The sequence below is a fragment of the Lentzea sp. NPDC054927 genome, assembly GCF_053610285.1.
In genome coordinates this window covers 228,754-251,121 of record NZ_JBSGXZ010000009.1, presented here as the reverse complement: position 1 = coordinate 251,121, position 22,368 = coordinate 228,754, and the positions used below count along the sequence as shown (strand labels likewise).

Sequence of the window (22,368 nt, the reverse complement as noted above, 5' to 3'; positions counted from 1 at the left end):
CCAGATCAGATTGGCGGGGGTCTGGGGGCAGCGCCCCCAGGAAACGCACGCAAGGCAAAGGTCGCCGCCCGCAAGGTGACCACCCCGCGAAGCCGGCGACCCAGCCCCTCAAAACCTACTTGGACTCATCCTCCGAGCCCGGCAACTCAACATCCTCAACAGCCTGCCCACCCTTGGTAGGCGAAGGCATCAACGAATCCAAAGCCGCCCCGGCAATCCGCCGGAACGCCCGCCTAGGCCGAGCCCGCTCCAAAACCGCGACCTCCAACTTGTTGGCAGGCAACAACTCCGGCAACCCACTCCCAGAAGCAGCCGACAACGCCGCGGTAGAAGTGGACGACGACCCAGCCGACAACGCCTTGACCGCAACCGGAACAGCCTCAGCCAACGACAACCCGTCAGCGAAAGCGTCCTTCAAAGCCGTGTTGGCGGCATCAACAGTGCCACCCATCACGATGTACTGCGGCTCATCCACAATGGACCCGTCATACGTCAACCGGTACAACGTGTCCGAAGCGGACGAGTCGCCGACCTCAGCCACACAGATCTCCACCTCGAACGGCTTGATCTGCTCAGTGAAGTAGGTACCGAGAGTCGTCGCGTACACGTTCGCGAGAGAGCGAGAAGTGACGTCACGCGGGTCGTTCTGATACCCGCGCACGTCGGCGAACCGAATGCCGGCCTGGCGGAGGTTCTCGAACTCGCTGTACCGCCCCACGGCCGCGAAGCCGATGCGGTCGTAGATCTCCGAGACCTTGTGCAGCGTGCTCGAGGGGTTCTCCGCGACGAAAAGAATGCCGTCGGCGTACTTCAGCACGATGACGCTGCGGCCCCTGGCGATGCCCTTGCGGGCGTACTCGGAGCGGTCGCGCATCACCTGCTCTGCCGATGCGTACAGCGGCATCGTCATGGGTGGTGCTCCTGACGTCGAACCTGATGGGGACTCAGCCTGAGGGGCGGGACCTGCGGCCTTCGACGACCGCGTTCGCGACCGTGGCGACCTCGGGGTCCGGCACCTCTACGGCGCCGTCGGCACCGTTGATCGTGACCACGACCGGGTAGAGACGGCGGACCGGGTCCGGGCCTCCGGTGGCCGAGTCGTCGTCCGCCGCGTCGTACAGCGCCTCGATGACCGAGCGGATCGCGGCGTCGACGTCCGCGTCCGGGTCGTAGAGCTTCTTGAGCGCCGACTTCGCGAACAGCGAGCCCGAGCCGACGGCCTGGTAGCCCTGCGACTCCTCGTAGCGGCCGCCGGTGACGTCGTAGGACACGATCCTGCCTGCGCGATCCGAGTCCGCGGCCGAGGTGTCGTACCCGGCGAACAGAGGCACCACGGCGAGGCCGGCCATGGCCGCGTCGAGGTTGCCCCTGATCATGGCCGAGAGGCGGTTCGCCTTGCCGTCGAGCGACAGCGATACGCCCTCGATCTTCTCGTAGTGCCGCAGTTCGACCGTGTACAGCCGGACGATCTCGATCGCGATGCCTGCCGTGCCCGCGATGCCGACGGCGGAGTGGTCGTCGGTGACGAAGACCTTCTTCATGTCGCGCTGGGCGATGACGTTGCCCATCGTCGCGCGCCGGTCACCGGCGATCACGACACCACCCTTGTAGGTGGCCGCGACGATCGTCGTCCCGTGCGGGGCCTGGACGGTCCCCTCCGGGAGCTTCCGGGCCGAAGGCAGCATGTCGGGTGCCTGCGCCCGCAAGAAGTCCGTGAACGACGACGAGCCCGGCGTCAGGTACGCAGAGGGCAACGCCGCGGCCGGGTAACGCCCGGTCGAGCTGTGGTCCATGTGTTGGTTGTTCTCCCGTCCCCGAAGGTGGTCAACAGGCCCCCGAAGGCCTACTGACCACCCTTCTGCACGTACGCGCGGACGAAGTCCTCCGCGTTCTCCTCGAGCACGTCGTCGATCTCGTCGAGGATCGCGTCCACGTCCTCGCCGAGCTTCTCGCGGCGTTCCTGACCGGCTCCGGCGGCGTCCTCGCCACCTTCGTCGCCGTCGCCACCGCCCTGGCGCTGCTTCTGTTCCTGGGACATCTCGGCCTCCCGCTTGCTCGCCTGACAAGAACACTACCTAGCAGCACCGACAAAAATCCTGAGCCACTCGGGTAGACGATCACCCGCGAGTCAGCGCGTCCACCAGCTGCTCGGCGGTGTCAGAGGCCTCCAGAAGGGCTCCGACGTGCGCTTTCGTTCCCCTGAGCGGTTCCAGGGTGGGAATTCGCACGAGGGATTCTCGACCGAGATCAAAGATCACCGAGTCCCACGATGCGGCGGCGACCGAGGTCGGGTAGCGCTCCAGGCACCGGCCGCGGAAGTACGCACGCGTGTCCTCGGGCGGCGAGGTGATGGCCGCGCGGACCTCTTCCTCGCTGACGAGGCGCTTCATCGAGCCGCGTGCGACCAGGCGGTTGTAGAGGCCCTTGTCGAGCCGCACGTCCGAGTACTGCAGGTCGACCAGGTTGAGCCGGGCCGCGCCCCACTCCAGGCCGTCGCGCTGGCGGTAGCCCTCGAGCAGCCGCAGCTTCGCGACCCAGTCGAGCCGGTCGGCGCACTCCGCGGGGTCGCGGGCCAGCGCGTCGAGCACCTCGCCCCAGATCCGCAGGACGTCGCGGTCGCCGACGCCCTCCTTGTCCACGAACGCGGTCGCCCGCTCGTGGTAGGCGAACTGCACGTCGAGGCCGGTGAACTTGCGCCCGCCGGTCATCTCGACCTTGGTCTTGAGCGTCGGGTCGTGGCTGATCTGGTGCACCGCGCGCACCGGGTCGACCATGCGCAGGTCGTCGAACCGCTGGCCGGCCTCGATCATGTCCAGCACCAGGGACGTGGTGCCGACCTTGAGGAACGTGGAGTACTCGGCCAGGTTCGCGTCGCCGATGATGACGTGCAGGCGGCGGTACTTGTCCGCGTCCGCGTGCGGCTCGTCGCGCGTGTTGATGATGCCGCGCTTGAGCGTCGTCTCCAGGCCGACCTCGACCTCGATGTAGTCGGAGCGCTGGGAGAGCTGGTAGCCGGCTTCCTCGCCGGACGGGCCGATGCCCACCCGGCCGGAACCGGTGATGACCTGGCGCGACGCGAAGAACGGCGTGAGGCCCGCGATGACGGCCGTGAACGGCGTCGAGCGCTGCATCAGGTAGTTCTCGTGCGTGCCGTACGACGCGCCCTTGCCGTCGACGTTGTTCTTGTACAGCTGCAGGCGGGGCTGGCCGGGCACGGAGGCTGCCTTGATCGCGGCCTCCTCCATCACCCGCTCCCCTGCCTTGTCCCAGATCACCGCGTCACGCGCGTTGGTGACCTCGGGAGCCGAGTACTCGGGGTGCGCGTGGTCGACGTAGAGCCGCGCGCCGTTGGTGAGGATGACGTTCGCCGCGCCCAGGTCCTCGACGTCGGAGTCGGAGGGATGCCCGCCGGGCGAGCCCAGGTCGAACCCGCGCGCGTCGCGCAGCGGTGACTCCACCTCGTAGTCCCAGCGCGCCCGCCTGGCGCGCGGTATGTCCGCCGCCGCCGCGTACGCAAGAACCACCTGTGTCGAAGTGAGCACCGGGTTCGCGGTCGCGTCACCCGGCACTGAGATGCCGTACTCGACCTCGGTTCCCATGATCCGCCGCATGCGCAACACCTTATGGCCTGACCCCGACAACAGCGTGAGGGGAGCTTCACCGTGAAACTCCCCTCACCCTATTCACCCGGACGCCAGTCCTGCCGCCGGACGAATGCGGGACGCGCCGCGAGAAGGCCCGAACGCCGCCAGCACGGCCAGCACCACGACCGCTGCCGCGCCGATGACCAGCGGCAACACCACTTTCAGGCCTGGCAGTGACATGTCGATGCCGGTCGAGAGAATCGCGATTTCGGCGTAGCCGAATCCGAGCACTCCGCCGCCGATCACCCCGACCAGGGCCAGCATGATCGCTTCAGCGATGACCCCGCCCTGCAGTCCGCCCTGAGTGACGCCCAAGGCGCGCCTGAGTGCGAGCTCCTTGCGGCGTTCCTGCACGGAGATCGTCAGCGCGGTGCCGATACCGGTTACAGCGACCGCCACGGACAGCCCGAGCAGCACCATCATCAGCACGGTGCCGAGGTGCATGTACCGGTCCGCCTCGGCCCGCTCGTCCGCGTCCGTCTGCACGATCACGGTCGGGTGGTTCGGCAGCGCGGCCTGCAGGTTCGCCCGGAACTGGGCCGGGTCGACCCCCGGCTTCAGCGCGACCAGCATCTTCTCCGCCGGTCCCGAGGTGAGGCCGCCGATGATCGGCGTGTAGCCGGTGAGGCTGCCGGGCACGGTGCCCACGACCTTGTACTGCTTGCCGTCGTTCTCGACGAACGGCTTGTCCGACCAGTGCTCCGGCACGACCGCGGTCCCGGTGACGAACTGGTCGACGACGGACACGTTCTGCGCCTTGAGCCAGGCCTTGAACTCGTCCGGGTCGACGCCCGACCCGTTCTCGGCCTTGTGCAGCACCACGCTGGCGGCGGCGTCGGCCTGGGCGGGAAGGGCCGGCAGCGGCCGGTCCCCCGCGTCCACCACGGTGGCGTCCGGGCGTTCCTCGTTGGCGTACTGGTACGTCATGTCCTGCGCGCCGCCCAGCAGCACCAGGAAGAACGTCACCATCGAGCTGGCCAGCAGCAACGGCAGCGCCACCGACGCAGACCGCTGCGGCATCCGGCGCACCTCGGCGCCGGCGAGCTTCCACTGGGTGCCGCCGATCTTGCCGAACAACCGCGCGATGAACGGCACGGTGACCGGGCCGAGGATCCAGAACAGGCCGGTGACCGCGGCGATCGCGGAGAACGTGACGGCGAGCGGGGCCGCGACCGTGCCCTTGGCGGCGATGGCCAGCATCGCGAGCAGCGCCGCGCCACCGGTGAACAGCACACCGAACACCAGCCGCAGACGACGCACGGACCGAGGGGGAACCTCGTTGTCCGCCTCACGCAACGCGGCCAACGGTGACACGCGCGCGGCGTTGATCGCGGGCCGGACAGCGGCCATCACGCTCAACAGCGCGGCAACAACAACTCCGAGGATGACGTACCCGAGCGACGGCAGCAGGTCCGGGCTGAGCTCCACCGCGCCGAACAGCGCGGAGATGCCGGTGACGTCGAACGTCCTGGCCAGCAGCCACGCCATCGGCCCGCCGAGCAACGCACCGCCGACACCCGCCAGCGCACCCGTCACGAACGCCTCGAACAGGCTCCTGCGCACCAACGGCCCGCGCTGGGCACCAATGCACCGCAACAACGCCGTCTGACGCTGCCGTTGCGCGTAGACCGCACGGAACGTGGCCGCCGCGACGAACACCGCCGTCGCCAGTGCGAGCACGCTGAACGGCAGCAGGATGAAGGTCAGGTCGTTGCCGATCTTGTCGGCGTCCGGAGCCGGGTCCGACACGAAGTACGCCGCACCGGCCGCGCTCGTGACGGCCTCACGACTGCCGCCGAGGACCCACACCTCCTTGGTGAACGGATGCGGGTCGAGCTTGCGGGCAAGATCCGGACCGGCCACCAGGATCGGCCGCGAGTCCATGCCGCCCTTCTTCATGATCCCGCTGACCGTCACGTCGAACGGCTTGCCGTCCGCGGAGGCGAGCTTGATCTTGTCGCCGGGCTTGATCGACCGCTCGTACGCGGTGATCTTGTCGACGGCGACCTCGTTGTCCGCGGCGGGCTGCTTGCCCTCGGCCAGCGGCCAGCGCGCCAGGTCCGGCTGCTGGACGTGCACTTCGGCGCGGTGCTCCCCCGCACGGCCGTTGCTGTCCAACAGGTCTGCTTGCGCGATCTGCACCGGGACCGCCCGGCCGACCCCGGACAGCTTGGCCAGCAGCGCGCCGTCCAGCTGGGCCTTGGTGCCGCCGTCCGCGTACTTGACGTCCACCACGTGTCCCACTGAGGACGGGGTGAGCGGCGCGCCCTCGTCGACCGACCTGGTGAGCGCGTCGCTCAGCACCAGGGCGGCCAGCAGGCACGCCACGCCGACCACGAGCGCGACGCCGGGCAACAGCGCGCGGCCCGGCCGGGCGCGGAACTCGGCGACGCCGAGCCGCAGGGAAGTGGACACGAATCCTCCTCGGTGACGTCTGACGTTCACGAAGGTAGGAAGGGAGACGATCAGCGGGCGTCGGACTGGGGTAGCAAGCTGACGTACGACCACAGGAGGACACGGGGATGATCAACCGCTACGACGAGGACGCGAACGTGGTCGGTGAGGTGACCCGCGAGCGCATGCGGGCGGAGAACCTCTGGCACGGCTGCGCCACGATCGTCGTGCTGTCCCTGGACGGCGAACGCGTCTACGTGCACCGCCGCACCGACACCAAGGACATCTTCCCCGGTCTCTACGACTGCACGGCCGGCGGTGTGATCGACGCGGGCGAGACCCCCGGCGAGGCGGCGGCCCGCGAGCTGCGCGAGGAGCTGGGCGCCGAGACACCTCTCACGTTCCTCTTCCAGACCACCTACGTCGACGAGCAGACCCGCTACCACGCGTGGATCTACGAGACGCGCTCCGACGGCCCGTTCACGCACCAGCCGGAGGAGGTCGCCTGGGGCGGGTGGATGGGCCTGGACGAGCTGCGCGGCAAGATCGGCGATCCCGGCTGGCCGCTGGTGCCGGACGGCCGGGTCGTCGCCCAGGAGTGGTTGCGGCGGACACGGACCTGCTGAGGACGATCACAGCCAGCCGCGCTCGTCGGCCACTCGCAGGGCTTCCGTCCGGTTGCGGGTGCCGGTCTTGGTGGTGGCCCCGGACAGGTAGTTCCGCACGGTGCCCTCGGCGAGGTACAGCCGGGCCGCGATCTCGGCCACGGTGGCGCTGGAGCGGACCGCGATGAGCACGTCGCGTTCACGGGCGGTGAGCGGCGACTCGCCTGCCGCCAGCGTGGCCGCGGCCAGCGCCGGGTCCACCACGCGCTCTCCCGCCATCACCCGCCGGACCGCGTCGGCGAGTGCGTCGGCCGGAGCGTCCTTCACGACGAACCCGACGGCGCCCGCCTCCATGGCTCGGCGCAGATAGCCGGTGCGGCCGAAGGTGGTCAGGATGACGACGCGGCAGCCGGGCACCTGCGCGTTGAGCACCGCGGCCGCCGCGAGCCCGTCCAGGCCGGGCATGTCGATGTCCAGCAGCGCGACGTCCGGGCGGTGTGCCAGCGCCGCGGCCGTGACCTCGTCGCCACGGCCCACCGAGGCCACCACCTCGAAGTCCGGTTCGAGGTCGAGCAGTGCGCACAGTGCCTGCCGGATCAGCTCCTGGTCGTCGGCGAGCAACAGCCTGATGGTCATACCGGCGCCTCCACCCGCAGCGACCACCCGCGGGGCTGGGCCGGGCCCGCGGTCAGCACGCCACCGGCCGCGATCACCCTGGCCCTCAGGCCGTCCAGCCCGGACCCGGTGCCCACCAGACCGCCCACCCCGTCGTCGCGAACCTCCACTGTGGACGACGTGACCTCGACCGTGCACCGCCCGGCCCGCGCGTGCCGCACCACGTTCGTCACCCCTTCCCGGACGACCCAGCCGAACAGTTCCCGGCGCTCCGGCGGCACCCCGTCGCAGGCGGTGGGCAGATCGGCGGCGACCCCTGCCGCCCGCAGCAGTTCCCGGCCCCTGGCGAGCTCGCCGGCGAGCGTGACGTCGCCGTGTCCGGACACCGCGGCCCGCACGTCGGCCAGTGCCTGACGGGCCAGTCGCTCCACCGATTCCATCTCCGCCAGCGCCGCGGTGCTCGCCCCGGCGGCCAGCTTTCTGGCCAGAGCGCTCTTCACGGTGATCGCGGTGAGCGAGTGGCCGAGCAGGTCGTGCAGATCACGGGCGATCCGGTTGCGTTCGGCCTCGGAGGCCAGCCTGGCCACTTCCGCCCTGGCCTCGCGCAGCTGCTGGTTGGCCGTGGCGGTGCGGCTGAAGGCGAGGACCAGCAGCGTGGTGAACACGACGGCCACCGCGTAGTACCAACTCCCGGCGGTGCTCCAGCCGGGCACCACCGCCGGCACGACCACGCACGCCGTGGCACCCAGCACCACGAGAGCCGCTGCCGTCCGGCCGCCGACGCGCGCCGCTGCCGCCGGCACGATCACCGCGACGAGGATCAGCACCTGCTCGTGGGCCAGCGGCGCGAGCAGCACGGCCAGCACCGTCATGATCGCGACCAGCCACCAGTGGATCCGCCACGCCGACCGCATCGAGGCCATCACGACGGCCAGGTAGCAGGCGGAGACGGCCACCAGCAGCAGGTAGCCGACGACGAGCCCGGCACCTTGCGCGTACTGGTTGACGCCCGCGGCCGCCAGGAACGGATAGCAGAGCATGCCCAGTGAGAGCAGCAGCCGGCGCCGCTCGTCCAGGCCGCGCGGTTCGTCCACGTCGAGAACCGTATTAGGCCGCGAAGGTGGCGCGCACGGTGCGTGCGAACGTCAGCAGGACCACGATGATCAGCAGCGCGCCGCACACCCCATTCGCGATCTTGAACCAGACCGGGAAGGCGCCGGGCACGGACTCGATCACGATGATCGCCACGACCTGGGCAAGTGCGATGATCCGCACCCTGCGGTAGTTGCCGCGCGAGCCCTTGGCCATGGACACGCCGATCGCGAAGGTGACCAGTGAAGCGACGGCGAGGATCGAACCGCGGATCCACACCGCGCCGGTCACGATGCCGGGGTCGCCGCTGAACACCACGATCGCCAGCAACGTCAGCACGCTCACCGCCGCGTAGCCACCGAGCAACATCCGGGCGATGTGCAGCTTCTCGCGAGCGTCGGGGTCGGTCACGGTCACTGTCGATCCACTTTGGTTCGTCATGCCAGCAATGCTGATCGTCCAGCGTTTCCACTGGTAGGGAGGTTCCGCACGACCTCGCCGTGACATCTGTCAGAAACCGGGCAATCTAGTTCCAGCTCAGACCGGCACGGAATGTCCAGTACTGCTCGGCGGGCTCGGCCAGGTCCGGCAGGTCCACGTCGATCCGCATCGCGTCCACATTGGACCTGAGCTGCTCCGGGCTCGCCGCGCCGGACAGCACGACGTCCACCCACGGCTGCCGGGCGATCGCCGCCAGCGCGACGGCGTCCGGACCGACGCCGAGCTGCTTCGCCTGTGCCGCAACCGCTTGCGGAGGGTCGACCACGAGCCGCCCGTTCGCCACGCCCTCCTTGATGATCACGCGCAACCCGGCGTCGTGCGCCTCGCGCAGCGCCTCACCGGCCGACGTTTCCAGCAGGTTCCAAGTGGACTGGACGGACCGGAAGACGCCGAGATCCACCGCCTTGCGGATCGCGTCGGCCTGCCGCGGGCCGGACGTCGAGAAGCCGAGCGGGACACCGATCGCGACCATCGCGTCCCGCAACGCCCTGTCCTCGAACAGCGGGCTGTCGGCGGTCAGCGAGTGCACCTGGTAGAGGTCGACGCGCGGCAGCAGGGCCGAGGTTTCCCGCCACTGCTGAGTGAAACGCGCGAGTGAGTGTTCCTTCACCTCGTGCACCTCGGCGTCGGGCCGCCAGTCCGCGGTGTAGGCGTAACCCCACTTGCTGGACACCGTCACGTCGTCATGACCGGGCAGCCACGACGACAGGAAGTCCTCGGACAACCCGTACGAGCGGGCCGCGTCGACCCAGCGAACACCCAGCTCGTAGGCCGTGTCGAGAACCCGGTGGCACTGCTCGCGCATCGACTCGACGTCCCGCACGCGAGGCAACGCGTCCTCACGGCCGAGGTTGATGTACGCGGGACGACCGAGTGACGCGAGACCGAGAGCGAGTTGAGCCATGCGCACAACGGTAAACGGCGGCCCCGAAGGACCGCCGCTCACGTGACCCGCCGGGGTCGGTTTTACTGCGAGATCAGAAGTCGTCCGGCGTGCGGGTGCGCTCACGCACCCAGACACCGGCCGGCTTCAGCACACCGGTACCGCTGAAGTTGCTGCCGGAGCAGGTACCGCCCTTGAACACCGCACCGGACCTGCTGTCGTCGGAGAAGTTCCAGTTGGTCCACGAGATCTTCTTGCGGGCCATCAGGTCGATGAACTTCTGCGACGTGGTGAAGTCGTTGCCGCCGTCACCGGACGCCGTCTGCGTGCCGAACTCGGTCACGAACACCGGCACCTGGCTGGAGACCGTGTCGAGCGCCTTGACGTACGAGTCCTTGTGCGAGTTCGCGTAGAAGTGGAACGTGTACATCAGGTTCGAGGCGTTGACCTTGTTCCTGCTGACCTCGTTGATGTCCTTGCCGTCGGACAGGCCGAACGTCGACCAGCCGTGCGTGCCGATCAGCACGAGGCTGTCCGGGTCCTCCGCGCGGATGGTCGGGATGACCGCCTCCGCGTACTGCTTGACCTTCGCCCACGACACGCCGTTCGGCTCGTTGGCCATATCGTAGATGATGTTGGTCTTGTCCTTGTGCCGTGCCGCGATCTCCTTGAAGAAGGTCTTGGCGCGCGCGGTGTTGTAGTTCGGGTCACCAGGCGAGAGCTGGTGGAAGTCGACCAGTGCGTACAGGCCGCGCTTGGTGGCTTCCTCGATGTACCCGTGCACCATGTCGGTGAACTTCCGGGGGTTGGTCTCGTAACCACCCTCCTGGACGTACATCGCGATGCGCAGGACGTCGGCCTTCCAGTCGTTCGCGAGCGCGTCGAGCGACGCGGTCTTGATGCACTGGGAATACCACTGGATGCCGTGGGTGCTCATGCCGCGCAGCTGGATCGCTTTGCCGTTTTTGTTGCACAGCTGCACGCCGCACACCTTGAGCTGGCCGTTGACCGCCGCGGGCGAACCCGGCGGCAGCGCGGCGGCGGAGACGTCACCCGCGGGTGCGGCGGCGACGGAACTGCCCGCCATCGCACCGGTCAACGGGAGCACGACCGCCGCGGCGAGCGCCACCACAGACCTCTGCCAAGCCATTCAGCGTCTCCTCTCGGACTGCTGGCGGCGGATTAGTTAGGTAAGTTTCCTTACCGTTAATGGTATAGATGACCTTAAAGCCGCCCCAAGAGCGAGTCAAGCGTCTTGTCGCAGGAGAGTCACCGCTCCGGCACCCAGCGTCACCAGTACGTAAACGATCAAACATGCAACGGCGGCCAATGGAGTCAGCGGAGCGTCGTTGACGACCCCGGCCACCTCCCACACCAGGTAGGGCACCATCACCGCAGAGGCGTCCATGTTCCAGGGGTCGGGCAGCATCGGCGTGATGGCCGGCAGTCCCCACAACAGGACGCCCACCACGACGATCGTGACGGCCGTCGACCTCACCGCAAGGCCGACTCCGAGACCGACCAGGCCGGTCACCAGGATCGACAGCACCGCCGCGCCCGCCCACGGCAGCACGTCGCCCAGGCCGTCCCACGGAGCGATCGGCGGCGGGCGGTCGCCCATGATCAGCCAGCTGGTGCCGACGCTGAGGGCGAGCGTGACAGCGCCGATCACCACAGCCGTGGTGGCGACGAGCGCGGTTTTCGCCGCCAGCAAGCGTTTCCGGTCCGGCACGGCGGTCAGCGCGGTCAGCCTCGGGTCGGAGGTCGCGACCAGGGCGCCGAGCGCGGCGACGAGGAACTGGACGACCGGGGTGATCACCACGCTGCTGTCGGCGGAGGCGAACTTCGCCTGCTCGGCGGCCGGGGACGAGTCGTAGTCCTGGACGATCAGCCACGACAGCAGCGTGCCCGCGGCCACCATCAGGCCGATCGTGATGACCAGCCCGTACGGCGCCCGGACGGTCCGGAGCTTCAGCCACTCCGCGGCGAGTGCGTTCTTCACAGTCCCCTCCCCGAGGTGAGGTCGAGGTAGGCGTCCTCCAGTGAACCGTTGCGGGTCAACGTCTCCATCGGCGTCTCCTGGACCAGCTGTCCTCTTGCGACGATCACGACGTGGTCGGCGGTCAGCGCCATCTCGCTCATCAGGTGGCTGGAGACGAAGACCGTCCTGCCCTCCTTCGCGAGGCTGCGCATCAGGTCGCGGATCCACCGCACGCCTTCGGGGTCGAGGCCGTTGACCGGCTCGTCGAACATCAGCACCCGCGGGTCGCCGAGCAGCGCGGCCGCGACGCCCAGCCGTTGCTTCATGCCGAGCGACAACGCCCTGATCCGCTTGTGCCGCACGCCTCCCAGGCCGACCTGCTCCAGCAGTTCGACGGCGCGCTTCTGGCTGATCCCGTTGCTCACCGCGAGCCAGCGCAGGTGGTCCAGCGCCTTGCGACCGTGGTGCACCGCGGCCGGGTCCAGCAGCACGCCGACGTGCCGCAGCGGCTGGTCCAGGTCCTGGTAGCGCTTGCCCTCGACGAGTGCTTCGCCTTCCGTGGGCCGGTCCAGCCCCATGATCATGCGCATCGTTGTGGACTTGCCGGCGCCGTTCGGGCCGAGAAAGCCCGTCACCAGTCCTGGGTGGACGGTGAACGACAGGCCGTCGACCGCCGTCGTGTCCCCGTATTTCTTCGTCAGGTTCCGCACCTCGATCATGCCGAAGAGCGTCCGGTGTTCTGCTGTGCGGCGGATCGGACCGCGGGCCGAACTCCGGAATCGGACCGTGGTCCGAGGCGCTGGGGTCCCCCGCTCGTTAACGTCGACGCCGTGATCGCGAAACTGCACCTCTACCTGGTCGACGTGGCGGCCGCGCTGGTGATCTGGATCCTCGTCACCTACGCGATCCTCGAACCCCACGTGCACGCGTCACCGTGGATCGCGGTGCCGGTGGCCGGACTGGTCGCCGTACCCGTCGCGGTCCGGCGGTGGTGGCCGGAGATCGCGCTGGGCGTGAGCACCGCCGCGATGGTGGTGTCGGTGGTGAGCCAGGTGCTGCCCGTGCAGGCGCTCGGTGCCCCGGTGGGGGCCGTCTGCTTCGGGCTCTACACGGTGGCGGTCGAACGCGAACGCACCTGGTCGCTGGTCGCGCTGGTGGTCACCATCATCGCGACCGCCGGGATCTCCGGTGGCGAAGCCGAGGGCGTGCTGGTCGCCTTCGCCGCGTTGGGCTCGGTGTGGGTCATGGGCTACACGACCCGTCTGCGCCGCTCGATGGTCGCGCGAGAGACGGCACAGCACGCCGAACAGGCGTTGGCCGACGAACGCCTGCGCATCGCCCGCGAGCTGCACGACGTGGTGGCGCACAACCTCTCCCTGATCGCCGTGCAGGCCGGCAACGCCGCACACGTGCGCTCACCCGAACACGCTTATGAAGCCCTGCAGGTGATCTCGGAGACGAGCCGCGCGGCGCTGACCGAGATGCGCGGCCTGCTCGGCGTCCTGCGCTCCGACGCCGACCTGGCGCCGTCGCCTGGTTTGGGAGGCCTGGCCGACCTCGCCGACCGCGCGTCACTGGCGGGCGTGCGCGTGTCGTTGGACGTGCGGGGCGACACCGTGGTTCCGGAAGGGGTCGGGCTGTCGGCGTACCGGATCGTGCAGGAGGCTCTGACGAACGTCGTGAAGCACGCGGCGCCTGCCTCGTGCACGGTGCTCGTGGAGGTGACACCGTCGTTGGTGCGCATCGAGGTGGACGACGACGGACCTGGGGTGAAGGAGCTCGGTGTGGGGCACGGGTTGATCGGCATGCGCGAACGCGTGGCGGTGTACGGCGGCACGTTCAGCGCGGGGCCGGGCGAGCGCGGCGGCTTCCGGGTCGTGGCGGAGCTGCCGTACTCATGACCACCGTGCTGATCGTCGACGACCAGGCGTTGCTGCGCGCCAGCTTCCGCCTGCTGGTGGACAACGAACCGGACCTGACCGTGGTGGGCGAGGCGGGCACCGGCGCCGAAGCGGTGAAGCTGGCGGCGGAGCTGAAGCCGGACGTCGTGCTGATGGACATCCGCATGCCCGAGATGGACGGCATCGAGGCCACCCGGCTGCTGGACGGCCCGCGCGTGCTGGTGCTGACGACGTTCGACCTGGACGAGTACGTCTTCGGCGCGTTGCGGGCCGGTGCCTCAGGTTTCCTGCTGAAGGACACGCCGCCCGCCGAGCTGCTGGCAGCGATCCGGGTGGTGGCCGCCGGCGAGTCGCTGCTCTCGCCGACGGTGACGCGCCGGCTGATCTCGGAGTTCGTCCGGCAACCCTCCTCCCCCGCGGTCAAGGGGCTGGAAGTGCTGACCGAGCGCGAGAAGGAGGTGCTGCTGCTGATCGCCCGCGGCCTGTCGAACGCGGAGATCATGGCGCGGCTGCACGTCAGCACGGGCACGGTGAAGACGCACATCGGGAACCTGCTGGCGAAGCTGCACGCCCGCGACCGCGCCCAGCTGGTGATCGCGGCCTACGAGTCGGGCCTGGTCTGACCACGCGAAACCGCCCCTGCCGGTAGCCGGCAGGGGCGGTTCGGTGTAGCTGTCTTACAGGTACGTGCCGGTGTTCGTGGCCGTGTCGATCGCGCGGCCCGTCTCCTGGTTCTTCCCGGTGACGAGCGTGCGGATGTAGACGATCCGCTCGCCCTTCTTGCCCGAGATGCGTGCCCAGTCGTCCGGGTTCGTCGTGTTCGGCAGGTCCTCGTTCTCGGCGAACTCGTCGACGATGGCGGCCTGCAGGTGCCGGACCGAGAGGCCGGGCTGCTTGGTGTCCAGCAGCGACTTGATCGCCGCCTTCTTGGCCCTGTCGACGATGTTCTGGATCATCGCGCCGGAGTTGAAGTCCCGGAAGTACAGGACCTCCTTGTCACCGTTGGCGTAGGTGACCTCCAGGAAGCGGTTCTCCTCGGACTCCTCGTACATGCGCTCCACGGTGTGCTGCACCATGCCCTCGATGCAGGCCTTCGGGTCCCCGCCGAACTCGGCGAGGTCGTCGGCGTGCAGCGGGAGGTTGGGCGTCAGGTACTTGTTGAAGATGTCCTTCGCGCCCTCGGCGTCCGGTCGCTCGATCTTGATCTTCACGTCGAGTCGGCCGGGGCGGAGGATCGCCGGGTCGATCATGTCTTCACGGTTGGAGGCGCCGATGACGATGACGTTCTCCAGGCCCTCGACGCCGTCGATCTCCGAGAGCAGCTGGGGCACGATCGTCGTCTCGACGTCGGACGACACGCCGGAACCGCGGGTGCGGAAGATCGAGTCCATCTCGTCGAAGAACACGATCACCGGGGTGCCCTCTGACGCCTTCTCGCGAGCTCGCTGGAAGATCAGGCGGATGTGCCGCTCGGTCTCACCGACGAACTTGTTGAGGAGCTCGGGGCCCTTGATGTTGAGGAAGTAGGACTTGGCCTGCTTGTCGGTCTCGCCGCGGATCTCCCGCACCTTCTTGGCCAGGGAGTTCGCCACCGCCTTGGCGATGAGCGTCTTGCCGCAGCCGGGAGGGCCGTAGAGCAGCACGCCCTTGGGCGGGCGCAGCTCGTACTCGCGGAAGAGGTCCGCGTGCAGGAAGGGCAGCTCCACGGCGTCGCGGATCTGCTCGATCTGCCGGGACAGGCCGCCGATGTCGCTGTAGTCGATGTCCGGGACCTCTTCGAGCACGAGGTCCTCGACCTCGGCCTTGGGGACCCGTTCGTAGGCGAAACCCGCCTTCGAGTCGACCAGCAGCGAGTCGCCAGGCTTGAGCGGCGAGTCGAGCAGGGGCTGGGCGAGCCAGACCACTCTCTCCTCGTCCGCGTGGCCGACGACCAGCGCGCGGGCGATCTGGTCCTCTCCTTCTTCGGAGAGCACCTCCCGCAGCGCGCAGACCTCACCCGACCGCTCGAACCCACCGGCTTCGACGACCGTCAGCGCCTCGTTGAGGCGGACGGACTGGCCGTAGGCGATCTTCTCCGGCTCGACCGCCGGGGACACGGCGACCCGCATCCGGCGGCCGGACGTGAAGACGTCGACCGTTCCGTCGTCGTAACGCGCCATGAAGACGCCGTACCCGCTGGGTGGCTGGGCCAGCCGGTCGACCTCCTCACGCAGCGCGAGCAGCTGGCTTCGTGCTTCGCGGAGGGTGTCTATGAGCTTCGTGTTTCGCTCGGTCAGCTGGCTGACGCGCTCTGTCGCCTCAGCCAAGCGCTGCTCGAGCAACCGCGTGTGCCGCGGTGACTCGGTCAGCTTTCGACGCAACGACGCGATCTCGTCCTCGAGGAACCTGATCTGCGCAGTCAGCTCAGCGGAATTGTTGCCCTGGTTCAGCTCGCCACCCTCATCGGGTTGGCTGCCGGGATGACCGTGCTGCATGTCGGCACCCTCCTCCCGTGTTCGTACCGATTACGGTACCGGCGATCACCGACAAAATCGTGTACTCACAACATCATCTTCGCTCGTGTGACGCAACGGTCCCGCCTCCAACAGAGGTCAACTGCTCCATCCCGGTGTCCGGTTCGACCGCTCGACCGCTACGGTGCGTCCCAGAAACCTCTACCGGCGTTTCGCCCCGCGACACGCCAGCCGACCTGCGAGAAGTCCGAGGAGAGGGTCATGGGAGCACCTGGGCGGCCGCCCGGCCCCTACGGTCCGCGACCACCCTTGGACGACCGCGAACACACCTGGTACGGCTCGCGGCCCGGCGACGGGCGGGAACCCGCCGTCGTCCCACCAGGTGGACCACTGGATAGTCCGATCGGTGGTCACGCACCGCTACCCACCCCGTTCGTGTTCGTCGGAGGACCCGTTCAGGCGAGGCTCCGGTGCGACCGGAGGGCGTGCGGCCAACCGGGTGGTTTCGCTGGCGCAACCGGCGCACCACTCCGACAGCGCAGTGCATCGCGCTCGATTTCCGGTGGAGGTGCCGCAATCGTTATCAGACACGGCCTTCGCGCGGCCAGATCGCGCCACGCAGGGTGTGCATAACCACTCGTGCGGGTCGATAGGTCCCATTCGGCCGCGCGTTAGTCCACGAAGTACCACAATGTCCACCGAAAAGATCACCTCATCCGCATCGGGGGAGTTTCGATGACCTACCCGCCGCAGCAGCCCGGCCCCTACGGGCAGCAGCCGCAGCAAGGTGGGCCGTACGGGCAGCAGCCGCCGCAGCAGCCGGGTCCCGGCCAGCAGCCCCAGCCGGGGTACGGCCAGCAGCCACAGCCCCCGTACGGCCAGCCGCAGCAGCCGGGCTACGGACAGCAGCCGGGGCAGTACGGCCAGCCGCAGCAGGACCCGTTCGGACAGCAGGGCCAGCAGAGCGGTGGCTTCCCCCAGCAGGGCTACGGCCAGCCTCAGCAGGGTCCGTACGGCCAGCAGCCCTACGGCGCGCCCGGCGGGTTCGGCGGACCCCCGCCCAAGAAGAGCAACACCGGCATGATCATCGGCGTCGTCATCGGCGTGCTGGTGCTCGTCGGCGGTGGCGTCACGGCCGCCGTCCTGTTCTCCGGCAACGGCTCGAGCAGCTCCAACAGCTCGTCGTCCGACCCGAACAGCGGCAACAGCGACTCGGGCGGCGGTGACGAGTCGGCCGACGTGAAGAAGGTCGCCGAGGAGTTCTACGCCGCGAACGCCGCCAAGAACGAGAGCAAGTCGAAGTCGATGATCTGCGCCGAGGCCCTCAAGGAGGCCGAGGAAGCGGAGAAGAACCTCACGCCGGAGCAGCGCAAGCTGGCCGAGGAGTTCAAGAAGATGCCGCAGCCCAAGGTGACGGTCAAGAGCGCGACCGCGACCGGGAACACCGCAGACGTCGCGGTCTCCACCACGGTGACGGTGGGCACCGAGTCCAAGACCTTCGACACGACGGTGAAGTTCAAGAAGGACTCGGGCGACTGGAAGTTCTGCACGCTGGCGAAGGACCTGAAGCTGCCGGACTTCCAGCCGACGAAGTGAGCTGACGCGAGGAGGCCCCGCCGATTCGGCGGGGCCGCAGTTCAGAAGACCAGCACAGGCACATCGGGGGAAATCTTCCATGACCTATCCACCGCAGCAGCCGGGCCCGTACGGCCAGCAGCCGCCACAGCAGCCGGGTTACGGCCAGCAGCCGCCGCCCGGCTACGGCCAGCCCCAGCCGGGCCCGTACGGCCAGCCCGGACCGCAGAGCGGCGGGTTCCCCCAGCAGGGTCCCGGCCCCCAGCAAGGTCCTGGCCCCCAGCAGGGTCCTGGGCAGGGTTACGGCCAGCCCGGCCCGTACGGCCAGCAGCAGGGTCCCTACGGCCAGCAGCCCTACGGCGCGCCCGGCGGGTTCGGCGGACCCCCGCCCAAGAAGAGCAACACCGGCATGATCATCGGCGTCGTCATCGGCGTGCTGGTCCTCGTCGGCGGTGGCATCACCGCGGCCGTGCTGTTCGCCGGCAACGACTCGGGCAGCAACAACACGGCGTCGTCCAACACCACCGAGCCCGCCGGCGACACCTCGGAACCGCGCAGCACCAAGTCGACCGCGCCGAGCAGCACCAAGAGCGGCAGCGGTGACCGCGGTGCCGAGGAGGTCGCGAAGAAGTTCAGCGACATCGTCCTCAAGGGCATGAAGGCGGGCAGCAGCGACCCGAACGACGTCAAGCAGTACGTCTGCGCGGCGGAGTTCCCGAAGCTCAAGGCCAAGACCGGTGCCCCGCAGACGGGCGCGACGGCCACCGTGGCCGACGTCAAGACCTCGGGCAGCAGCGGCACGTTCACGCAGCGGCTGACCGGGCTCGTCGACCCGAACAACCCCGGCAAGGCCCAGTCGGGCGAGATCGTCTACAAGCTGTCCAAGGAAGGCGGCGACTGGAAGGTGTGCGGTATCGACAGCCTCGGTACGCCGACCAAGTAGCTCGCTGACGTGCGAAAAGGGCCCCGCCGCAGTTCGGAGGGGCCCTTTTTGCGTGAGCGGGTCAGCCCTTGCTGGGGCGGCGCTGCGGCCTGGGCGCCGTGACGCCCTCCGCGAGCCTGCGCGTGGTCAGCAGGAACGCCGTGTGCCCGATCATCCGGTGCTCCGGCCGCACGGCGAGACCGACGACGTGCCACGGGCGGACGAGCGTCTCCCACGCGTGGGGCTCGGTGAAGCACGTCATCTCGCGCAGCGCCTCGGTGACCACGGACAGCTGCGTGGTGGTGGCGACGTAGACGACGAGGACGCCGCCGGGGATGAGGTTCTTCGCGATCGTGGGCAGCACCTCCCACGGCGAGAGCATGTCGAGGATGACCCGGTCGACCTCGCCCTCGTGGTTCTTCACGTCGTCGACGGTGATCGACCAGTTGCCGGGGCGCTCGCCGAAGAACGTCTCGACGTTGCGGATGGCGTGGACCGCGTGGTCGTCGCGCACCTCGTACGACTGGACGCTGCCCTTCTCGCCCACCGCGCGCAGCAGCGAGCACGACAACGCACCAGAACCCGCGCCCGCTTCGAGAACGCGCGCCCCCGGGAAGATGTCGCCGTACATGCAGATCTGCGCGGCGTCCTTCGGGTAGATCACCTGCGCGCCGCGCGGCATCGACAGCACGTAGTCCGGCAGCAGCGGGCGCAGCGCCAGGAAGTTCGTGCCGCCCACCGACTGCACCACGGAGCCCTCGGGCTGCCCGAGGAGCTTGTCGTGCGGGATGGCGCCGCGGTGGGTGTGGTACTCCTTGCCGGGCTCCAGGACGACGGTGTAATGCCGTCCCTTGGGGTCGGTGAGCTGAACCCGGTCACCCGGCTGGAACGGTCCACTTGCGCTAATCACCGCGCAATGGTGTCAAACGCCCTTCTCAATGGCCGCACGCAGGTCCTCCCTGCGCAGCACACCGGCCGGGCGGCCCTCCAGATCGACCACCAGGAACTGCCACGCGGCGGTGCCCTGGACGCGTTCCACGATCTCCTCGCCCGGCTCGTCGGCGAGCAGGACGGTCTCCGGCAGGATCGGCTCCGCGGCCTGCTCCGCGGGCGCGAACGGACTCGACGCGGCGAGCTTGCGGGCCAGTTCGGTGTCGAGCAGACCGGCCGCCACCCCGTCCGCCCTGACCAGCACCACGCCCCGGCCTGCCGACGTGCTCAGCGCGTCCGCGACGGGGCTTTCCGCCGGCAGCTGGAGCACCGGCCGGATGAGGTCGGCGAGGGTGAGGCCCGCGGGCCACGTACGGCGCCGTTCGCTGGCCAGCTCGCTCCTCGCGCCGGCGACGACGACCCACGCCGTCAGCACGCACACGCCGAAGCGCAGCCAACGATCTTCCGCGCCTTCCGCGATGCCGTAGAGCGACCACGCGACCAGTGCGATGGCAACGACGAAACCACCGACCACGGCGACACGCGTACCCATCGCCCGTTGCCCGGTCGCGGCCCACACGCCTGCTCTGACGATCCTGCCGCCGTCGAGCGGCAGGCCGGGCAGGAGGTTGAAGACGGCGACGGCGACGTTCGCGGCGGCGATCTGGAAGACCAGCACCCACACGACGTCGCCCGGTTCCATCACGAGCGCGCCGACGCCGAAGATGATCGCCAGCGCCACCGACACGAGCGGCCCCGCACCCGCGACCACGCCCTCGTGGCTGGGTTTGCCGGGCGTGCGCATGATCTCCGACAGCCCGCCCAGCAGGTACAGCCGCAGTCTCCTGACCGGCAACCCGAGCCGCAACGCCGCAACGCAGTGACCCAGCTCGTGGGCCAGCACCGAGAGACCGAGGAAGATGGCGAACAACGCCGCCAGGAGAAGTCCGACCCCCGGTGGCGTGCCGGGGGCGAGGTCGTCGACGAGCGGCGCGTAGAAGGCCACCACGATCGCCGAGCCGATCCACCACGACGGCGCGAGCACGACGGGGATGCCCGCCACCCGGAACAGCAGCAGGCCGCCCTCTCTCTCACTGATCCGCGCGGCCACGGGTGCACTGTAGAGCGGTGGGTGTGATCTCGCGGTTCGGTGCCGGTTCCCAGGATTGTCAGACCCCTGTCCTATGGTGCGAACCATGAGCACCACGTTGCGCAGGCCCGCGCTGTCGCCCTCCAGGGCAGGGGACTTCAAGCAGTGCCCGCTGCTCTACCGGTTCCGCGCCGTCGACCGGCTGCCGGAGAGGCCGACCAAGGCGCAGGTGCGCGGCACCGTGGTGCACGCGGTGCTCGAAGACCTCTTCGCCCTGCCCGCGGCGGAACGCGTTCCGGACCGAGCCCGCACGATGATCGTGCCGGCGTGGGAACGGGTGAAGGCCGAACGCCCGGAGTTCTCCACGTTGTTCGAGGAGCAGGGCGGCGCCGAGGAGGAGGAGTGGCTGGCGTCGGCCACCAAACTGCTCGACGGCTACTTCGGTCTGGAGGACCCGCGCCGCCTGGAGCCCGAGTCGCGGGAGTTGCTGGTCGAGTCCGAACTCCCGTCCGGCGTCCTGCTGCGCGGCTACATCGACCGCGTGGACGTGGCCCCGACGGGTGAAATCCGCGTCGTGGACTACAAAACGGGCGCGGCCCCTCGCGAGATCGGCGAGGCCAAAGCCCTGTTCCAGATGAAGTTCTACGCCCTGGTCCTGTGGAAGCTGCGCGGCGTGGTCCCCCGCCAGCTGCGCCTGATGTACCTGGCCGACCGCCAGGCCCTCGCCTACACCCCGGACGAGGCGGAACTCGCCCGCTTCGAACGCACCCTGGACGCCATCTGGCAGGCCATCATGCGAGCGGCGCCGACCGGCGACTTCCGCCCGAACCCCAGCCGCCTCTGCGACTACTGCGACCACAAAGCCTTCTGCCCGGCCTTCGACGGCACCCCGCCGCCCTACCCCGGCTGGCCGGAACCCGACGACACCGAACCCCTCCAGGACCGCGACTGATCGCCAGGACCACGACATGACCGCCTTTTACGAGCCTCTGGGCGACAACACCTTCCGCTCCACCCAGCACACCGTCGGCCCGTGGGGCCCGGACAGCCAGCACCTGGGCCCGCCTTCCGCCTTGCTGGTGCGCTCCTTGCTGGCCCTGGGCAACCCGTCGTCCGCCCTGGCCCGCGTGACCTTCGAGGTACTCGGCCCGGTCCCGGTGGCCGACCTGACGGTGTCCACTTCGGTCGAACGCCCCGGCCGCTCCGTGGAACTGCTGGCGGCCTCGCTGTCCCACGAAGGCCGCGCGGTGCTGACGGCGCGTGCCTGGCGCATCGTCGACTCGGACACCACAGCCGTAGCGGGAGGCGACGCCCCAGCGATGACACCGCCCACATCCGCCGTGCCGATGGAGATCCCGGACTTCTGGGGCGGCGGCTACCTGGCCGCCGTCGAGTGGCTTTCCGTGTCAGGCGGCATCTTCACCCCGGGCGACGCCCAGGTGTGGGCCCGCCCGCGCGTCGCCGTGGTCGAAGGGTTCGAGCCTTCGCCGTTGGAGCGACTGTTCTCCGTGGTGGACTCGGCCAGCGGCGTTTCGTCCCGTGTGGACATTCGCAAGTGGTACGCCATCAACACCGACCTGACCGTCCACCTGCACCGGCAGCCTGTCGGCGAGTGGGTGGGGATGGACGCGCGGACGACCATCGGGCCGGACGGGGTCGGGCTCGCGACCAGCGTGGTGCACGACGTGGAGGGGCCGGTGGGCACAACGGCGCAGGCGCTGTTCGTCCGCGAGCGCTGACCGCGTGACGATCGGGCTGCCCGCTGCGGCTTCGTGATTCCCC

At 69.1% G+C, this 22,368-nt stretch carries 22 protein-coding genes; 7 read left to right on the top strand and 15 right to left on the bottom strand.

What is annotated here, in order from left to right:
• Positions 1-115 precede the first annotated feature (115 nt).
• The 5 genes from prcA to ACWGE0_RS17330 form a co-directional block, all read right to left on the bottom strand.
• A complete protein-coding gene (prcA, locus tag ACWGE0_RS17350; protein WP_319972566.1) occupies positions 116-910 on the bottom strand; it encodes a proteasome subunit alpha in 795 nt (264 codons plus the stop codon).
• Positions 911-944: 34 nt separating this feature from the next.
• Positions 945-1,793, bottom strand: a complete 849-nt coding sequence (prcB, locus tag ACWGE0_RS17345) for a proteasome subunit beta (protein WP_452261882.1) — start codon at positions 1,791-1,793, stop codon at positions 945-947.
• A gap of 50 nt (positions 1,794-1,843) precedes the next feature.
• Complete coding sequence (locus ACWGE0_RS17340; RefSeq protein ID WP_452261881.1) at positions 1,844-2,038, bottom strand: ubiquitin-like protein Pup; 195 nt, start codon at positions 2,036-2,038, stop codon at positions 1,844-1,846.
• A 79-nt stretch (positions 2,039-2,117) separates the two neighbouring features.
• A complete protein-coding gene (gene dop / locus ACWGE0_RS17335; protein WP_452261880.1) occupies positions 2,118-3,611 on the bottom strand; it encodes a depupylase/deamidase Dop in 1,494 nt (497 codons plus the stop codon).
• A 72-nt stretch (positions 3,612-3,683) separates the two neighbouring features.
• Entirely contained in the window at positions 3,684-6,059 is a 2,376-nt protein-coding gene (locus ACWGE0_RS17330; protein WP_452261879.1) for an FtsX-like permease family protein, read from the bottom strand.
• Positions 6,060-6,166: 107 nt separating this feature from the next.
• On the opposite strand from ACWGE0_RS17330, the gene ACWGE0_RS17325 reads away from it, so the two are divergent.
• Positions 6,167-6,664: an NUDIX hydrolase gene (locus ACWGE0_RS17325; protein ID WP_452261878.1), complete on the top strand. Its 498-nt coding sequence runs from the start codon at positions 6,167-6,169 to the stop codon at positions 6,662-6,664.
• Between the two features lie 6 nt (positions 6,665-6,670).
• On the opposite strand, the gene ACWGE0_RS17320 is transcribed toward ACWGE0_RS17325, so the two are convergent.
• From ACWGE0_RS17320 to ACWGE0_RS17290, 7 genes are all read right to left on the bottom strand, one after another.
• On the bottom strand, positions 6,671-7,279 hold the full coding sequence (locus tag ACWGE0_RS17320) for a response regulator (protein ID WP_452261877.1): 609 nt from the start codon (positions 7,277-7,279) through the stop codon (positions 6,671-6,673).
• The gene (locus ACWGE0_RS17315) at positions 7,276-8,352 is read right to left on the bottom strand and encodes a sensor histidine kinase (protein WP_452261876.1); all 1,077 of its coding nucleotides are present in this window, start codon (positions 8,350-8,352) and stop codon (positions 7,276-7,278) included. Before ACWGE0_RS17315 ends, ACWGE0_RS17320 begins: the two co-directional genes overlap by 4 nt.
• 13 nt (positions 8,353-8,365) lie before the next feature.
• Positions 8,366-8,791, bottom strand: a complete 426-nt coding sequence (locus ACWGE0_RS17310) for a hypothetical protein (RefSeq protein ID WP_452261875.1) — start codon at positions 8,789-8,791, stop codon at positions 8,366-8,368.
• 85 nt (positions 8,792-8,876) lie between these two features.
• Positions 8,877-9,755, bottom strand: a complete 879-nt coding sequence (locus tag ACWGE0_RS17305; RefSeq protein ID WP_452261874.1) for an aldo/keto reductase — start codon at positions 9,753-9,755, stop codon at positions 8,877-8,879.
• A 73-nt stretch (positions 9,756-9,828) separates the two neighbouring features.
• Positions 9,829-10,884 (bottom strand): glycoside hydrolase family 5 protein, encoded by a 1,056-nt coding sequence (locus ACWGE0_RS17300; RefSeq protein WP_452261873.1) that lies wholly within the window; start codon positions 10,882-10,884, stop codon positions 9,829-9,831.
• 96 nt (positions 10,885-10,980) lie between these two features.
• Positions 10,981-11,736, bottom strand: coding sequence for an ABC transporter permease (locus ACWGE0_RS17295; RefSeq protein WP_452261872.1), 756 nt, complete (start codon positions 11,734-11,736; stop codon positions 10,981-10,983).
• On the bottom strand, positions 11,733-12,434 hold the full coding sequence (locus ACWGE0_RS17290; RefSeq protein WP_452261871.1) for an ABC transporter ATP-binding protein: 702 nt from the start codon (positions 12,432-12,434) through the stop codon (positions 11,733-11,735). Before ACWGE0_RS17290 ends, ACWGE0_RS17295 begins: the two co-directional genes overlap by 4 nt.
• Positions 12,435-12,545: 111 nt before the next feature.
• On the opposite strand from ACWGE0_RS17290, the gene ACWGE0_RS17285 reads away from it, so the two are divergent.
• Both ACWGE0_RS17285 and ACWGE0_RS17280 read left to right on the top strand, forming a co-directional pair.
• Positions 12,546-13,616, top strand: a complete 1,071-nt coding sequence (locus tag ACWGE0_RS17285) for a sensor histidine kinase (RefSeq protein ID WP_452261870.1) — start codon at positions 12,546-12,548, stop codon at positions 13,614-13,616.
• Entirely contained in the window at positions 13,613-14,239 is a 627-nt protein-coding gene (locus ACWGE0_RS17280; RefSeq protein ID WP_452261869.1) for a response regulator, read from the top strand. The genes ACWGE0_RS17285 and ACWGE0_RS17280 overlap by 4 nt, the downstream gene beginning before the upstream one ends.
• Before the next feature lie 54 nt (positions 14,240-14,293).
• Here the strand turns inward: ACWGE0_RS17280 and arc are convergent, their stop codons facing one another.
• Positions 14,294-16,090: a proteasome ATPase gene (arc, locus tag ACWGE0_RS17275; protein WP_452261868.1), complete on the bottom strand. Its 1,797-nt coding sequence runs from the start codon at positions 16,088-16,090 to the stop codon at positions 14,294-14,296.
• 714 nt (positions 16,091-16,804) lie between these two features.
• Between arc and ACWGE0_RS17270 the strand changes: the two genes are divergently transcribed.
• Positions 16,805-17,665: a hypothetical protein gene (locus ACWGE0_RS17270; protein WP_452261867.1), complete on the top strand. Its 861-nt coding sequence runs from the start codon at positions 16,805-16,807 to the stop codon at positions 17,663-17,665.
• Between the two features lie 79 nt (positions 17,666-17,744).
• Positions 17,745-18,587: a hypothetical protein gene (locus ACWGE0_RS17265; protein ID WP_452261866.1), complete on the top strand. Its 843-nt coding sequence runs from the start codon at positions 17,745-17,747 to the stop codon at positions 18,585-18,587.
• A gap of 61 nt (positions 18,588-18,648) precedes the next feature.
• Here the strand turns inward: ACWGE0_RS17265 and ACWGE0_RS17260 are convergent, their stop codons facing one another.
• Both ACWGE0_RS17260 and ACWGE0_RS17255 read right to left on the bottom strand, forming a co-directional pair.
• A complete protein-coding gene (locus ACWGE0_RS17260) occupies positions 18,649-19,476 on the bottom strand; it encodes a tRNA (adenine-N1)-methyltransferase (protein ID WP_452261865.1) in 828 nt (275 codons plus the stop codon).
• A gap of 12 nt (positions 19,477-19,488) precedes the next feature.
• Positions 19,489-20,607, bottom strand: coding sequence for a site-2 protease family protein (locus tag ACWGE0_RS17255; protein WP_452261864.1), 1,119 nt, complete (start codon positions 20,605-20,607; stop codon positions 19,489-19,491).
• Positions 20,608-20,680: 73 nt separating this feature from the next.
• Here ACWGE0_RS17255 and ACWGE0_RS17250 point away from each other — a divergent pair, with 73 nt between their 5' ends.
• Together ACWGE0_RS17250 and ACWGE0_RS17245 are read left to right on the top strand one after the other, a co-directional pair.
• Entirely contained in the window at positions 20,681-21,538 is an 858-nt protein-coding gene (locus ACWGE0_RS17250) for a RecB family exonuclease (protein WP_452261863.1), read from the top strand.
• A 16-nt stretch (positions 21,539-21,554) separates the two neighbouring features.
• Positions 21,555-22,325 carry a thioesterase family protein gene (locus tag ACWGE0_RS17245; protein WP_452261862.1) on the top strand — a complete coding sequence of 257 codons (771 nt, stop codon included), beginning with the start codon at positions 21,555-21,557 and terminating at the stop codon, positions 22,323-22,325.
• Positions 22,326-22,368: the final 43 nt, after the last annotated feature.

Bases quoted from the DNA above. Each gene is read 5' to 3' on its own strand.
- prcA (WP_319972566.1), bottom strand. From the start codon at position 910: ATGACGATGCCGCTGTACGCATCGGCAGAGCAGGTGATGCGCGACCGC.
- prcB (WP_452261882.1), bottom strand. From the start codon at position 1,793: ATGGACCACAGCTCGACCGGGCGTTACCCGGCCGCGGCGTTGCCCTCT.
- ACWGE0_RS17340 (WP_452261881.1), bottom strand. From the start codon at position 2,038: ATGTCCCAGGAACAGAAGCAGCGCCAGGGCGGTGGCGACGGCGACGAA.
- dop (WP_452261880.1), bottom strand. From the start codon at position 3,611: ATGCGGCGGATCATGGGAACCGAGGTCGAGTACGGCATCTCAGTGCCG.
- ACWGE0_RS17325 (WP_452261878.1), top strand. From the start codon at position 6,167: ATGATCAACCGCTACGACGAGGACGCGAACGTGGTCGGTGAGGTGACC.
- ACWGE0_RS17320 (WP_452261877.1), bottom strand. From the start codon at position 7,279: ATGACCATCAGGCTGTTGCTCGCCGACGACCAGGAGCTGATCCGGCAG.
- ACWGE0_RS17310 (WP_452261875.1), bottom strand. From the start codon at position 8,791: ATGACGAACCAAAGTGGATCGACAGTGACCGTGACCGACCCCGACGCT.
- ACWGE0_RS17305 (WP_452261874.1), bottom strand. From the start codon at position 9,755: ATGGCTCAACTCGCTCTCGGTCTCGCGTCACTCGGTCGTCCCGCGTAC.
- ACWGE0_RS17300 (WP_452261873.1), bottom strand. From the start codon at position 10,884: ATGGCTTGGCAGAGGTCTGTGGTGGCGCTCGCCGCGGCGGTCGTGCTC.
- ACWGE0_RS17290 (WP_452261871.1), bottom strand. From the start codon at position 12,434: ATGATCGAGGTGCGGAACCTGACGAAGAAATACGGGGACACGACGGCG.
- ACWGE0_RS17280 (WP_452261869.1), top strand. From the start codon at position 13,613: ATGACCACCGTGCTGATCGTCGACGACCAGGCGTTGCTGCGCGCCAGC.
- arc (WP_452261868.1), bottom strand. From the start codon at position 16,090: ATGCAGCACGGTCATCCCGGCAGCCAACCCGATGAGGGTGGCGAGCTG.
- ACWGE0_RS17270 (WP_452261867.1), top strand. From the start codon at position 16,805: ATGACCTACCCGCCGCAGCAGCCCGGCCCCTACGGGCAGCAGCCGCAG.
- ACWGE0_RS17265 (WP_452261866.1), top strand. From the start codon at position 17,745: ATGACCTATCCACCGCAGCAGCCGGGCCCGTACGGCCAGCAGCCGCCA.
- ACWGE0_RS17250 (WP_452261863.1), top strand. From the start codon at position 20,681: ATGGTGCGAACCATGAGCACCACGTTGCGCAGGCCCGCGCTGTCGCCC.
- ACWGE0_RS17245 (WP_452261862.1), top strand. From the start codon at position 21,555: ATGACCGCCTTTTACGAGCCTCTGGGCGACAACACCTTCCGCTCCACC.